Origin of the sequence: Streptomyces sp. ICN903, assembly GCF_022015835.1 — a bacterium.
Taxonomy (GTDB): Bacteria; Actinomycetota; Actinomycetes; order Streptomycetales; family Streptomycetaceae; genus Streptomyces; species Streptomyces fenghuangensis.
The window spans coordinates 1-13,846 of the sequence record NZ_JAKMAY010000007.1 but is presented as its reverse complement, the minus strand read 5'-3'; the positions used below and the strand labels follow the sequence as shown (position 1 = coordinate 13,846).

Below are 13,846 nucleotides of genomic sequence, written 5' to 3'. Positions count from 1 at the left end.
TGCCGGAGTCGATCTGCGACACTGGAGAAGTTATGCCTGCACCCGGAGAACTCACCTTTGTCGCGCCGCGCGGGGCCGCCAGGCCGCCGCGGCACCTCGCCGACCTCGCCCCGGCCGAGCGGCGCGAGGCCGTCGCCGCGATCGGCGAGAAGCCGTTCCGCGCCCAGCAGCTGTCGCGGCACTACTTCGCCCGGTACGCCACCGACCCCGCCGCCTGGACCGACATCCCGGCCGCCGCGCGCGAGAGGCTGGCGGGCGAGCTGCTGCCCGAGCTGATGACCGTGGTGCGGCACGTCAGCTGCGACGACGACACCACCCGCAAGACGCTGTGGCGGCTGCACGACGGGACGCTGGTGGAGTCGGTGCTGATGCGCTACCCGGACCGGGTCACCATGTGCGTCAGCTCCCAGGCCGGCTGCGGGATGAACTGCCCCTTCTGCGCCACCGGCCAGGCCGGGCTGGACCGCAACCTGTCCACCGCCGAGATCGTCCACCAGATCGTCGAGGGCATGCGCGCCCTGCGCGACGGCGAGGTGCCCGGGGGCCCCGCGCGGCTGTCGAACATCGTCTTCATGGGTATGGGCGAGCCGCTGGCCAACTACAAGAGGGTCATCGGCGCCATCCGCCGGCTGACCGACCCCGAGCCCGACGGCCTGGGCCTGTCCCAGCGGGGCATCACCGTCTCCACCGTCGGACTGGTACCGGCGATCCACCGCCTGTCCGACGAAGGTCTCAAGTGCCGGCTGGCGGTCTCCCTGCACGCGCCCGACGACGAGCTGCGCGACACCCTGGTGCCGGTCAACACCCGGTGGAAGGTCCGCGAGGTCCTCGACGCGGCCTGGGAGTACGCCGAGAAGTCCGGCCGCCGCGTCTCCATCGAGTACGCGCTCATCCGGGACATCAACGACCAGGCGTGGCGCGCCGACCTGCTGGGCCGGCTGCTGGCGGGCAAGCGGGCGCACGTCAACCTCATCCCCCTCAACCCCACGCCCGGCTCCAAGTGGACCGCGTCCCGGCCCGAGGACGAGCGCGCGTTCGTCGCCGGGCTGGAGGCGCACGGCGTGCCGGTGACCGTCCGCGACACCCGCGGGCAGGAGATCGACGGCGCCTGCGGCCAGCTCGCCGCCACCGAGCGCTGAGGGTCGGCCCGTCACTGGTACGGTGGCGGTGACCTCAGCGGTCGCACACAGTAGCGGAACAAGCGAACACCAGTACCGAAACAGCGAAACCGACAGGGGAGCGCGTACAGCGCTGAGAGTGCGGTGTCGCCGGGAGGAAGCCGACAGGCCGCCCGGTGAGCCGCAGACCCTCGGACCTGATCCGGTTAGTACCGGCGTAGGGAGTCAGAAGATGCACCTCAAGCTCCGGCGCGCCCTGGGCGGCGCCGTCCTCGGCACACTCACCCTCTCCGCCCTCGCCGCGTGCGGCGGCTCGCAGCCCTCCGGGGACGGCGGGGAGGAGGGGAAGGGCGGCAGGACGGTCACCCTGGTCGCCCACGACTCCTTCGCGGCCTCCGACGCCGTGCTGGAGGAGTTCACCGAGAAGACCGGCTACGAGGTGGAGGTGCTGCGCGGCGGCGACGCCGGCTCCTCCCTCAACCAGGCGATCCTGTCCAAGGACAACCCGCAGGGCGACGTCCTCTTCGGCGTGGACAACACCCTGCTCTCCCGCGCCCTGGACAACGGCCTGTTCACGCCGTACGAGGCGGAGGGCCTGGCGAAGATACCCGCGCGGTACCAGCTCGACGCACAGGAGCACCGCGTCACCCCCGTCGACTCCGGCGACGTCTGCGTCAACTACGACCGCGCCTACTTCGAGGAGCGCGGCATCGCCCCGCCCAACACCCTCGACGACCTCGCCGAGCCCGCCTACAAGGACCTGCTGGTCACCGAGAACGCCGCCACCTCCTCGCCCGGCCTGGGCTTCCTGCTGGCCACCGTCGCCGAGTACGGCGAGGGGTGGCAGGAGTACTGGAAGAAGCTGAAGGCCAACGGCGTCGAGGTCGTCGACGGCTGGGAGCAGGCGTACTACGACCGCTTCTCCGGCTCCTCCGGCGGCAAGGGCAAGGGCGACCGGCCGCTGGTCGTCTCCTACGCCTCCAGCCCGCCCGCCGAGGTCCTGGGCGCCGACCCCGCGCCCGAGCAGGCCCCCACCGGGGTGGCCACCGGCACCTGCTTCCGCCAGATCGAGTTCGCCGGACTGCTGAAGGGCGCGGACAACCCCGCCGGCGGCAAGGCGCTGCTGGACTTCATGACCGGCCGGTCCTTCCAGGAGGACCTGCCGCTGCAGATGTTCGTCAACCCCGTGCGCGAGGACGCCGAACTGCCCGAGGTCTTCACCCGCTACGGCGAGACGATCGACGAACCCCGCACCATGGCACCCGAGAAGATCGCCGAGAACCGCGAGGCGTGGGTCAAGGCGTGGACCTCGGCCGTCGTGAGGTGAGGACGGGCACACACGCGGGGACGGCGGCGCGCCTCGCGCTGGCGGCGGTGCCGGCCGTCTTCCTCGCACTGTTCTTCGCCTACCCCGTCGCCGCCATCACCGCCCGCGGGCTGTACGACGGCGGGCGGTGGCGCCCGGACCGGATCGCCGCCGTCCTCACCGACCCCGACATCACCGGCGTGGTGTGGTTCACGCTGTGGCAGGCGGCGGCCTCCACCGTGCTCACCCTGCTGCTGGCGCTGCCCGGCGCGTACGTGCTCGCGCGCCTGGACTTCCCCGGCAGGCGGATGCTGCGGGCGGCGGTCACCGTGCCGTTCGTGCTGCCCACCGTCGTCGTCGGTTCCGCCTTCCTGGCCCTGCTCGGCCGGGGCGGACTGCTGGACCAGTGGTGGGGGGTGCGGCTGGACACCGGCGTCACCGCCATCCTGCTGGCCCACGTCTTCTTCAACTACGCGGTGGTCGTGCGGATCGTCGGCGGTCTGTGGGCGCAGCTCGACCCCCGGCAGGAGGAGGCCGCGCGGGTGCTCGGCGCGAGCCGGTGGACCGCCTGGCGCACCGTGACCCTCCCCGCGCTCGTCCCGTCGGTGGCCGCGGCCGCGCTGATGGTCTTCCTGTTCACCTTCACCTCCTTCGGAGTCGTCCAGATCCTCGGCGGCCCCCGCTACGCCACCCTGGAGGTGGAGATCTACCGGCAGACCGCCCAGCTGCTGGACCTGCCCACCGCAGCGGTCCTGACGCTGCTGCAGTTCGCCGCGGTCGCCGCCCTGATGGCCTTCCACTCGCGCACCGTCCGCCGCCGCAGGACGGCGCTGGGCCTGGTCGACGCCGCCCGCACCGCCCGCCGCCCCCGCGGGGCCGGACAGCGGGCGCTGCTGGCCGGGGTACTGATCCAGATCGCCGTCCTGCTCCTGGCCCCGCTCGCCGTGCTCGCCGAACGCTCCCTGAGCGGCCCCGACGGCTACGGGCTGCACCACTACCGCGCCCTGGGGTCGGCCGAAGCGGCCGGCGGCACCTTCACCGTCGCCCCGCTGGAGGCGGTCGGCAACTCCCTGGCCTACGCGGCCACCGCAACCGCCGTCGCCCTGGCCGTCGGCGTCCCGGCCGCGGTAGCCCTCACCCTGCGCGGCCCGGGAGGCCGGGCCGGGCGGCTGCTGCGCGGCCTGGACGCGCTGCTGATGCTCCCGCTGGGCACCTCGGCGGTCACCGTCGGCTTCGGGTTCCTCATCGCCCTGGACGCCCCTCCGCTGGACCTGCGCTCGTCGTGGATCCTGGTCCCGCTCGCCCAGGCCCTGGTCGGCATCCCGTTCGTGGTGCGCACCCTGCTGCCGGTCCTGCGGGCCGTGGACACCCGGCTGCGCGAGGCCGCCGCGGTGCTGGGCGCCTCGCCGCCGCGCGTGTGGCGCGAGGTCGACCTGCCGCTGGTGCGGCGGGCGCTGCTGGTCGCCGCGGGCTTCGCCTTCGCCGTCTCCCTGGGCGAGTTCGGCGCCACCGTCTTCATCGCCCGCGCCGACGCCCCCACCCTGCCCGTCGCCGTCGCCCGCCTGTTGGGCCGGGCCGGAGAGGCCAGCTACGGCCAGGCCATGGCGCTCAGCACGATCCTGATGCTGCTGTGCGCGGCGACCCTGCTGGCGCTGGAGGGCGTCCGCACCGACCGATCGGGGGAGCTGTAGGGATGGCCTCGCTGCGACTGGACGGCGTCACCGTGCGCTTCGGTGAGCGCACCGCCCTGGACGCCGTCGACCTCGACGTCGCCGAGCACGAGATCGTCTGCGTGCTCGGCCCCTCCGGCAGCGGCAAGTCCACCCTGCTGCGGACCGTCGCCGGACTGACGGAGCCGGACTCCGGACGGGTGCTGCTCGCCGGCCGCGACCAGCGGGGCACGGCCCCGCACCGGCGCGGGGTGGGCCTGATGTTCCAGGACCACCAGCTCTTCCCCACCCGTGATGTCGGCGGCAACGTCGCCTTCGGCCCGCGCATGCGCGGCGAACCGCGCGGAGAGATCCAGGGGCGGGTGGCCGAACTGCTGCAAATGGTCGGCCTGCCCGGGGCGCAGGAGCGGCCCGTGTCCGCCCTCTCCGGCGGCGAGCAGCAGCGCGTCGCGCTCGCCCGCGCGCTCGCGCCCCGCCCCGGCCTGCTGATGCTGGACGAGCCGCTGGGCCAGCTCGACCGTTCCCTGCGCGAGCGGCTCGTGGTGGAGCTGCGGCAGCTCTTCCGCCGCCTGGGCACCACCGTGCTGGCCGTCACCCACGACCAGGGCGAGGCGTTCGCGCTCGCCGACCGGGTGGTGGTGATGGAGGCCGGGAGGATCGCCCAGACCGGCAGCCCGGTGGACGTGTGGCTCCGCCCCGCCTCGGAGTCCGTCGCCCGATTCCTGGGCTTCACCAACCTCGCCGCCGCGGTCGTGCGGGGGCGGAGCGCGGACACCCCCTGGGGCGCGGTGCCCGTACCGCCCGGCGCGCCGGAGGGGCCGTGCACCGTGCTGGTGCGCCCCGCCGGAGTACGGCTCGCTGACCCCGGTGAGGGACTGCCGTGCACCGTCACCGCCCGCACCCTGCGCGGCGGCGGTTCCTCGGAGATCTCCCTGCTGCTCGCACCCGAGCACGGCCCCGCGCTGGAGGCGTCCTGCCCACTGCACACGGCGCCCGACCCGGGTACCGCCGTGTACGCCGTCTTCGACGCGGCCGAGGTGGTCGTCCTGCCCGCGCGGTGAGCGCGAGCGGGGAACGGAGGTTCGGGGAAGAGGAACGGACGGTGCGGTACGGGAGGCCCGCCCTCACCGCACCAGCGGCATCGAGGCCAGCTCCGCCACCAGCCAGGCAGCCGACCCCAGCACGCCCAGCAGGGCCGCCACCCGCAGCGCGGCGGCGGCGCGCAGCAGCCGGTGCGGCACGCCCAGCCGCCGCAGCCCGTCGTTGGCGGGAGCGCGGGCCGTACGGAACTCCGACGCCGCGCTCAGCGCGCCCGCCACCGCGCACACCACGACCACCACCGCGCCCAGCGCGGCCAGCGGCCCCACGGCCGGCGCCCCGCCGCCGAGGACCGCACCCGGCCCGTGCAGCCGGACCGCCGTCAGCACCCCCGCCGTCACAGCGCACAGCACCCCCGCCGGGTGGCCCACGCGCGGCGCCTCCTCACGCAGCACCCGGCCCGCCAGCAGCCGCAGCACTCCCGGCCGGCCGACCGCCAGCAGCAGCCCGCACAGATGGACCAGGCCCGGACCGGCCAGCACCAGCCCCGCGGCGATCAGCAGCCAGCCGGCCACGATCCCCGGCCCCAGAGCGTCCGGCTGGCCCGGCAGCGGTGCCCGGGGGCCGGCGGAGGCGATGAACCGCTCGGCGGCGTAGGCCTCCAGGGCCAGGCCGGCCGCGGTGACCGCCACGCCCCAGGGCAGCCCGGCGGGGACCGGTGGCGGCCGGTGGGGGAGGACGGCGAGTGGCTCCGCCAGGTGGTCGCGGGGCGCCACCCGCATCCGCGCGGCCGCCGCGCTCGCCCCGGCGGCGGCCAGCGGCGGCACGGCCAGCAGGGTCAGCGCCGCGGCACGCGGCAGCGGATGCCCGGCGCCCAGCAGTTCGCCCGCCGACCCGGCCAGCGGCATCCCTTCGAGCGCCCCGCCGGACGTGCCGCCGAGCACACCGGCGAGCCCGCCGCGCAGATGGAGGAAGACCGGCAGGGCCAGCGCGCACCCCAGCGCGCAGTACAGGCCCGTGGTGAGCGCCGCCAGCAGCGGCAGCCGCGCGGACCCCACCCCGACCACGTCCAGTCCGGCCCGGGGACGTACGCCCGGGTCGCTGCGGACGGCGGTGACGGCCAGATGCGTACAGGCGGCCAGCGGCACCGCGCACCACAGCAGCCGGGCCGCCGCAGCGCCGGGCCGCTCGGGGTGGGCGACGGCGTGGCCCAGCGCGCTCAGCAGCAGGAACCCCACGGCTCCGGCGGTGCAGGCGACCAGCGCCCGCCGTACCAGCGCCGAGGGGTGGGAGGTACGTACTAGGCGGAGAGCGAGCACGCTGCCCTGCCCTCCGGACCGGGCCGCACGGGTGCGTCCGTGGGCGGCGGGGCGTCGGCGCCGACCCGGCGGCCGTCCACGAGTGTGACCGCGCGGTCCGCCACGCCCGCCACTCTGGCGTCGTGGCTGGCCAGCACCACCGTGATCCCGTGCGAGCGGGCCGCGGTGGTCAGGGTGCGCAGCACCTGGGCGCGGTCCGCCTGGTGCAGCGGTGCGGTCGGCTCGTCGGCGAAGACCACCGCGGGGGAGTGTGCCAGCGCGCGGGCGATGGCCACCCGCTGCCGCTGTGCCTGCATCAGCGCGCCCGGCCGGCTGCGGGCGCAGTACCCGACGTCCAGCCGCTCCAGCCACTCGCACGCCGTGCGGCGGGCCCGGCGCCGCCCGGCGCCCGACAGCAGCAGCGGCAGCGCGGCGTTCTCCCACACCGTCAGCTCCGGCAAAAGGTGCGGTTCGCTGCCGACCCAGCCGAAGCGGTCACGGCGCAGCCGCTCGCGGGCGGGTGCGGGAAGGGTGTGCAGGGGGACGTCGTCGAACCACACCTCGCCCCGCGCCGGCACCAGCCGTCCCGACAGGCAGCCCAGCAGTGTGGACTTGCCGCAGCCGCGCGGTCCGGTGACGGACAGGACCTCGCCCTCGCGGACCCCGACGCACACGTCCAGCAACGCGGGCGAGCCCTCGTGCTCGTGGTGCAGCCCACGTGCCCAGAGCAGGTCCTCGGGTGCAGCCACCATGACGGGCGCCTCCGCTCCTCGCCTTCGGGTCGTGCCTCCTCCCTGACGGGGTACAACGAGCGCCAGGGGGGATCGGTCACTGGCACGGTACGGACCGCGGCCGCGGCCGGGACGGCGGCGGGCGCGGGAACCGTCCAGTTTCCTCCGAATGGTCCTTCGAGAAGCCCTCCTCCAGTATTTCCGCCATTCGGGTGTCCGGAGCGGAAGAAATCCCGGGCAGGTGGGTGTGTCCAACACGTTCTTCGATGGTTAGGGTGGGTGTCCTACTCATCGGACAACAGAGCAGGAGTGCGCGAAGATGGGCACCGAACTGCGTCGGCTGCGCAACCACATCGACGGGGAGTTCCGGGACGCCGCCGACGGGCGCACCACCGAGGTCGTCAACCCGGCGACCGGTGAGGTGTACGCGACGGCGCCGCTGTCCGCCGCCGCCGACGTCGACGCCGCCATGGCAGCGGCCGAGGCCGCCTTCCCCGCCTGGCGCGACGCCACCCCCGGCACCCGCCAGACCGCCGTACTCAAGATCGCCGACGCGATCGAGCGGCGCGCCGACGAACTGCTGGCGGCCGAGTGCGAGAACACCGGCAAGCCGCTGGAGCTGACCCGGCAGGAGGAACTGCCGATGATGCTCGACCAGATCCGCTTCTTCGCCGGGGCCGCCCGTCTGCTGGAGGGCAAGTCCGCCGGCGAGTACATGGAGGGCATGACCTCCTTCGTGCGGCGCGAGCCGGTCGGCGTCTGCGCCCAGGTCGCGCCGTGGAACTACCCGATGATGATGGCCGTGTGGAAGTTCGCTCCGGCGCTGGCCGCGGGCAACACCGTCGTCCTCAAGCCCTCGGACACCACCCCGGCCTCCACCGTCCTGCTCGCCGAGATCATCGGCGGGGTGCTGAAGGAGCTGGACCTGCCCGCCGGGATCTTCAACGTCGTCTGCGGCGACCGCGACACCGGCCGGCTGATGGTCGAGCACCGCGTCCCGGCGATGGCCTCCATCACCGGCTCGGTCCGCGCGGGCATGGAGGTGGCCGGCAGCGCGGCCAGGGACGTCAAGCGGGTCCACCTGGAGCTGGGCGGCAAGGCCCCCTGCGTGGTCTTCGAGGACGCCGACATCCCGGCCGCCGTCGAGGGCATCCGCGACGGCGGCTTCTTCAACGCCGGACAGGACTGCACCGCGGCCACCCGCGTACTGGTCCACGAGTCGGTCCACGACGAGTTCGTCGCGGCCCTCACCAAGGCCGCCGCCGAGGTCAGGACCGGCGACCTCGGCGACGAGGACTGCTTCTACGGCCCCCTGAACAACCCCACCCACCTGGAGAAGGTCACCGGCTTCATCGAGCGCCTGCCCGACCACGCCAAGGTCGAGACCGGCGGCCACCGCGTCGGCGACAAGGGCTACTTCTTCGCCCCGACGGTGGTCTCCGGCCTGCGGCAGGACGACGAGATCGTCCAGAACGAGGTCTTCGGCCCGGTCATCACCGTCCAGAAGTTCGCCGACGAGGCCGAGGCCGTGCGCCACGCCAACGACGTCGAGTACGCCCTGGCGTCCTCGGTGTGGACCAAGGACCACGCCCGTGCGATGCGGATGTCCAGGGCGCTGGACTTCGGCTGCGTGTGGATCAACACCCACATCCCGCTGGTCGCCGAGATGCCGCACGGCGGCTTCAAGAAGTCCGGCTACGGCAAGGACCTCTCCGCGTACGGCCTGGAGGACTACACCCGCGTCAAGCACGTGATGACGGCCCTCTGAGGCGCCCGCGCGCCCGGCCCCACAGCACGCCGCCCGGCCCCCACGCCCTCTCCCGGGCGTGGGGGCCGGTGCGTTCGTCCGCACGGAGGACGCGCGTAGCCGGCTGGTTACGTGGGGCGACCGAACGGGGGAGCGGGCACGGTGCGGCCGCGCGGTCCGGCCTCCTGGCGGGGCCGCCGCCGCGGCGGGGCAGCGCGGGCGAGGAACGGTCTGCTCGACGGCGTGGAGGAGGACCCCTCCACCGAACTCGCCGTGCCGCGCCGGGAGATCACCCCGGCCGGCTCGGACGAGCCGCTGATGTGCGAGGTGTCGGCCGAGACCGGGAAGGGCGCGCGGACCGCCCTCCCGGCCTGCGCCCGGGGCAACCGCGGCACGGTGGGCACCGTCGTGGACAGCGGTTTCGGCACCGTCGGCACGGACCCCGGGGACGTGGACCTCGACGCCTTCGCCGAGCGGGTCGGCGCCATCCGCGACGAGGCGCGCGAGCCGATCGGCTGAGGCGCGGGCCCGGCGGCCGGACGCAGCCGCCGCCGGGCCCGTCCGGGCCGGGCGCCGGTCAGCCCCGCCAGGAGGCCAGGTACGCGTCGATCTCGGCGGACAGGGACGACTTGACCTGCGCGGGCGCGAACGAGGCCGCCACGGCGTTCTTCGCCAGCTCGGCCACCCCGGCCGCGTCCAGCCCCAGCAGCCGGGCGGCGATCTCGTACTCGGTGCACAGGTCGGTGCCGAACATCGGCGGGTCGTCGCTGTTGACGGTGACCAGCACCCCCGCCTTGACCATCTCCGCGATCGGATGCTCGTCCAGCGACGCCACGGCGCGGGTGGCGATGTTGGAGGTCGGGCAGACCTCCAGCGGGATGCGGTGCTCGGCCAGGTGGGCCAGCAGTTCCGGGTCGCGCACGGAGCTGGTGCCGTGCCCGATGCGCTCGGCGCGCAGGGAGTCCAGGGCGTCCCAGACGGTCCGCGGCCCGGTGGTCTCGCCCGCGTGCGGGACGCTGTGCAGCCCCTCGGCGATCGCGCGGTCGAAGTACGGCTTGAACTGCGGGCGCGGCACCCCCACCTCCGGACCGCCCAGCCCGAAGGAGACCAGGCCCTCGGGGCGCAGCTCGCAGGCCAGCCGGGCGGTCTCCTCGGCCGCCTCCAGACCCGCCTCGCCGGGGATGTCGAAGCACCACCGCAGGGTGACGCCCAGCTCGGCGGCCGCGGCCCGGCGGGCGTCCTCGATGGCCTCCATGAAGGCGCGCTCGGGTATGCCGCGCCGCGTCGAGCTGTAGGGGGTGACGGTCAGCTCGGCGTAACGGATGTTCTGGCGGGACATGTCCCGGGCGACCTCGTAGGTCAGCAGCCGGACGTCCTCGGCGTCGCGGACCAGGTCCACCACGGACAGGTAGACCTCGATGAAGTGGGCGAAGTCACTGAAGGTGAAGAACTCCGCGAGCGCGTCCTCGTCGGCCGGGACGGCGGAGTTCGGGTGCCGGGCGGCCAGCTCGGCCACGATGCGGGGGGAGGCCGATCCGACGTGGTGGACGTGGAGTTCGGCCTTGGGAAGGCCTGCGATGAACGCGGACAGACCGCCGCTGCCGGGGCTGGACAAGATTCCTCCAGATGGACGAGAGCGCGGCCATGGTAGGCGGGAGCCGGGCACGGCGCACACACGCCTACGATGGCCCGACACCCGACGAGGAGGGGACATGCCGGAGAACCCGGGCCCGGGGGAGGGCGTACCGCTGGGCAAGGCCGGCGGACAGGAGGCCGGCGCGCCGCCGTCCGGCCAGCCGACCGTGACGGCGTTCGTGCCGCCGACCGGACAGCCGCAGCAGCCGCAGCCGCCGCAGCCGCCCGGACAGGGGTACGGGCAGTGGCCCGGGCAGGGGCACGCGTACGGCGGTCCGTGGCCGGGGGCCGCGCCCCAGCCCGGCCACGGGTACGGGCCGGCGGGCCCGGTGCCCGGCTGGGTGCCGCCCCCGCCGCCACCGCAGACCAGCGGCATCTGCACCGCGGCGATGGTCCTCGGCATCGTCAGCATGGTGCTGGTGACGACTTTCTACGGCGCGGTCCTGGCCGTCGTCACCGCCCCTGTCGCCATCGGCCTGGGCGTCGCGGCGCGCCGCAGGGTCAAGCGGGGCCAGGCGTACGGCAGCGGACAGGCGACGGCCGGGCTCGTTCTCGGGGCGGTCTCCTTCGCGGCCTCGGCCGCGATCATCGCGCTGGGAGCCTGGTTCATCCTCAACATCGACCGGTTCGAACCGGCGGAGGAGGAGTGGCACGAGGACACCAACCACACCCAGGTGGTGGACCGGGCGCCCGCCTCCGGCGGGTACGGCCCGCCGGCCGGGGCGGTCTAGCAGCCACCCGGCGGGTCCGGGCGGCCCTGTCCGGGCCTCCCGGACCGCCCGGACCCGCCGGAGGCGGCGAGGACGGCCGCCAGCAGCGGCACGCCCAGACACCAGCTGCCCAGCACGTCCAGCGGCCAGTGGTACCCGCGCCACACCAGCCCCGCGCCCACGGCGGCGCACAACAGCGCGGCCGCCGCGGGCAGCGCCCACCGGACCGACCGGGCCCACCGCGGCCGCGCGCGGACGCTGGCCAGCAGCAGTGCGGCGGCGCCGTAGGCGACCACGGCCGTCGCCGCGTGGCCGGAGGGGAAGTAGCCGGTGCCGCCGAGCGGGCCGGGCCGGCCGGTCAGCGCCTTCAGCGGCGCCACCAGAGCCGGTACGGCGGCCATCGCCGCGGCGGCCGCCAGGACCGCCGGCGGCGGGCGGCGCCGGCGCCCGCGCGTCCACACGTACGCCAGCGCGGCGGCCAGGACGGGCAGCGCGACCTCGATGTTGCCCAGGTCGGCGAGGAACTCGGCGAGAGCGGCCGGCGGGGCGTCCTCGCGCATCCGGCGCGCCAGCCGCTCGTCCTCCTCCGCCAGCGGCCCGTCGGCGGTCACCTGCCAGGTGACCGCGGCGAAGAGCAGCAGGGGGAGGACCACCGCCGAAAGCACCGTCAGGAGCACGGCCGGGAGCGGACGCGGCCGGGGAACGGCGGCCCCGGAACAGGGGGGAGGGTTCCGGGGCCGCCGTGGCGACCGGTCACCGCTCGCCCCGGGGGGTGTGGGGCGGGCGGCCGTCCGATCGGTGAGGAGTGTGCGCGAGGGCACAGCCGGGCCGGATGAGGGGAATCACCGGCTCGGTACCGTCCGCGGAGGCCCGCAGGCGGGACACCGCGTTCTTCCGAGGAAGACCGTACGGCAGGCGGCGGGCGGCGGACAGGCGTGTCACCGCAAGGCCATGGCCCTCGCACACGTTCTTCACGCAGCTCCTCATTCCGGGACGATCGCCCCGGGGGTCATCCCAGGCTCGCCAGGGCCTCCTCGACGACGTCCAGGCCCTCGTTCAGCAGATCCTCCCCGATGACCAGCGGAGGCAGGAAGCGGACCACGTTGCCGTAGGTGCCGGTGGTCAGCACCAGCACGCCCGCCTGATGGCAGTGCCTGGCCACGGCGGCGGTGGCCTCGGGGTCGGGCTCCTTGGTGCCGGGCTTCACCAGTTCGACGGCGATCATCGCACCCCGGCCGCGGACCTCGCCGATCACGCCGTGCTGCTGGGCCATCTTCTCCAGCCGGGGCTTCATGATCTCCTCGATGCGGCGGGCCTTCGCGTTCAGGTCCAGCTCGCGCATCGTCTCGATCGCGCCCAGGGCTGCGGCGCAGGCCACCGGGTTGCCGCCGTAGGTGCCGCCGAGGCCGCCGGAGTGCACGGCGTCCATGATCTCGGCACGGCCGGTGACGGCGGCCAGCGGCAGGCCGCCTGCGATGCCCTTGGCGGTGGTGATCAGGTCCGGGACGATCCCCTCGTCCTCGCAGGCGAACCACTGGCCGGTGCGGCAGAAGCCGGACTGGATCTCGTCCGCGACGAAGACGATGCCGTTGTCGCGGGCGAACTCGGCGATGCGCGGCAGGAAGCCCTTGGCGGGCTCGATGAACCCGCCCTCGCCCAGCAGCGGCTCGATGACGATCGCGGCCACGTTCTGCGCCCCGACCTGCTTGGAGATCTGGTCGATCGCCTGGGCCGCGGCCTCCTCGGCGCAGTTGTCCGGGCCGGTGGGCCAGCGGAAGGGGTAGGCGACCGGCACCCGGTAGACCTCGGGCGCGAACGGGCCGAAGCCCTGCTTGTAGGGCATGTTCTTCGCGGTCAGCGCCATGGTGAGGTTGGTGCGGCCGTGGTAGCCGTGGTCGAAGACGACGACGGCCTGGCGCCCGGTGTACGAGCGGGCGATCTTCACGGCGTTCTCGACCGCCTCGGCGCCGGAGTTGAACAGCGCCGACCGCTTGGCGTGGTCGCCGGGGGTGAGCTTCGCCAGCTCCTCGCAGACCTCCACGTAGCCCTCGTAGGGGGTCACCATCACGCAGGTGTGCGTGAACAGCTCCAGCTGGGCGGCGGCGCGGCGCACCACGGCCTCGGCGCTGTTGCCGACCGAGGTCACGGCGATGCCGGAGCCCAGGTCGATGAAGGAGTTGCCGTCGACGTCCTCCAGGACACCGCCCCCGGCGCGGGCGGCGAACACGGGCATGACCGCCCCCACGCCCGCCGCCACGGCCGCCTGCTTGCGGGCCGCCAGCTCCTGCGACTTCGGTCCGGGGATCGCGGTGACGACGCGGCGCTCCTGGGGGAGAGCGGGACCTTTGGACAGTTCGGTCATGGCAGACTCCTCGGGCTCATCGGTGCGAAGGGGTGTTCATGGGTGTGGTTTCTCGCAGGCTAGGGCGGGGGAGGGGCCGTCGACATGCACCGCCGCGGAGAAGTGTCCGTGTCGTGTTGGCCGCGGTGGACATGGCCGGTTGCGTACGACGGCCAACTGCGTTCGCCGGGGACTAGATTGGGACGGTGGACGGGCGAGGGCATGCCGGACGAGGAGCTGGGCGGGGCATGG

12 protein-coding genes and 1 riboswitch are annotated in these 13,846 nt (G+C 74.5%); of the genes, 7 read left to right on the top strand and 5 right to left on the bottom strand.

Annotated features, from left to right (window positions below; translation table 11 throughout):
• Positions 1–32: 32 nt before the first annotated feature.
• The 4 genes from rlmN (at position 33) to L7D48_RS01550 (ending at position 5,155) form a co-directional block, all read left to right on the top strand.
• Positions 33–1,139: a 23S rRNA (adenine(2503)-C(2))-methyltransferase RlmN gene (gene rlmN / locus L7D48_RS01565; protein WP_237876578.1), complete on the top strand. Its 1,107-nt coding sequence runs from the start codon at positions 33–35 to the stop codon at positions 1,137–1,139.
• Positions 1,140–1,223: 84 nt separating this feature from the next.
• Positions 1,224–1,359, top strand: a riboswitch (TPP riboswitch).
• The gene (locus L7D48_RS01560; protein ID WP_237876568.1) at positions 1,351–2,445 is read left to right on the top strand and encodes a thiamine ABC transporter substrate binding subunit; all 1,095 of its coding nucleotides are present in this window, start codon (positions 1,351–1,353) and stop codon (positions 2,443–2,445) included. It overlaps the preceding riboswitch by 9 nt.
• Positions 2,442–4,115 carry an iron ABC transporter permease gene (locus L7D48_RS01555; RefSeq protein ID WP_237876563.1) on the top strand — a complete coding sequence of 558 codons (1,674 nt, stop codon included), beginning with the start codon at positions 2,442–2,444 and terminating at the stop codon, positions 4,113–4,115. Before L7D48_RS01560 ends, L7D48_RS01555 begins: the two co-directional genes overlap by 4 nt.
• A 2-nt stretch (positions 4,116–4,117) precedes the next feature.
• Positions 4,118–5,155, top strand: coding sequence for an ABC transporter ATP-binding protein (locus L7D48_RS01550; protein ID WP_237876558.1), 1,038 nt, complete (start codon positions 4,118–4,120; stop codon positions 5,153–5,155).
• Positions 5,156–5,218: 63 nt separating this feature from the next.
• Here the strand turns inward: L7D48_RS01550 and L7D48_RS01545 are convergent, their stop codons facing one another.
• Positions 5,219–6,451: a hypothetical protein gene (locus L7D48_RS01545; protein ID WP_237876554.1), complete on the bottom strand. Its 1,233-nt coding sequence runs from the start codon at positions 6,449–6,451 to the stop codon at positions 5,219–5,221.
• The gene (locus tag L7D48_RS01540; protein WP_237876549.1) at positions 6,433–7,182 is read right to left on the bottom strand and encodes an ABC transporter ATP-binding protein; all 750 of its coding nucleotides are present in this window, start codon (positions 7,180–7,182) and stop codon (positions 6,433–6,435) included. Before L7D48_RS01540 ends, L7D48_RS01545 begins: the two co-directional genes overlap by 19 nt.
• Before the next feature lie 298 nt (positions 7,183–7,480).
• On the opposite strand from L7D48_RS01540, the gene L7D48_RS01535 reads away from it, so the two are divergent.
• Both L7D48_RS01535 and L7D48_RS01530 read left to right on the top strand, forming a co-directional pair.
• Entirely contained in the window at positions 7,481–8,929 is a 1,449-nt protein-coding gene (locus tag L7D48_RS01535; RefSeq protein ID WP_237876543.1) for a gamma-aminobutyraldehyde dehydrogenase, read from the top strand.
• Between the two features lie 111 nt (positions 8,930–9,040).
• Positions 9,041–9,427 carry a hypothetical protein gene (locus tag L7D48_RS01530; protein WP_237876538.1) on the top strand — a complete coding sequence of 129 codons (387 nt, stop codon included), beginning with the start codon at positions 9,041–9,043 and terminating at the stop codon, positions 9,425–9,427.
• Between the two features lie 58 nt (positions 9,428–9,485).
• Here the strand turns inward: L7D48_RS01530 and L7D48_RS01525 are convergent, their stop codons facing one another.
• Complete coding sequence (locus L7D48_RS01525; protein WP_237876533.1) at positions 9,486–10,523, bottom strand: adenosine deaminase; 1,038 nt, start codon at positions 10,521–10,523, stop codon at positions 9,486–9,488.
• A gap of 97 nt (positions 10,524–10,620) precedes the next feature.
• On the opposite strand from L7D48_RS01525, the gene L7D48_RS01520 reads away from it, so the two are divergent.
• Positions 10,621–11,274 carry a DUF4190 domain-containing protein gene (locus L7D48_RS01520; RefSeq protein WP_237876527.1) on the top strand — a complete coding sequence of 218 codons (654 nt, stop codon included), beginning with the start codon at positions 10,621–10,623 and terminating at the stop codon, positions 11,272–11,274.
• On the opposite strand, the gene L7D48_RS01515 is transcribed toward L7D48_RS01520, so the two are convergent.
• Together L7D48_RS01515 and gabT are read right to left on the bottom strand one after the other, a co-directional pair.
• Complete coding sequence (locus tag L7D48_RS01515) at positions 11,271–11,930, bottom strand: phosphatase PAP2 family protein (RefSeq protein WP_237876522.1); 660 nt, start codon at positions 11,928–11,930, stop codon at positions 11,271–11,273. The genes L7D48_RS01520 and L7D48_RS01515 overlap by 4 nt on opposite strands.
• Before the next feature lie 332 nt (positions 11,931–12,262).
• Positions 12,263–13,615, bottom strand: a complete 1,353-nt coding sequence (gene gabT, locus L7D48_RS01510; RefSeq protein WP_237876507.1) for a 4-aminobutyrate--2-oxoglutarate transaminase — start codon at positions 13,613–13,615, stop codon at positions 12,263–12,265.
• Positions 13,616–13,846: the final 231 nt, after the last annotated feature.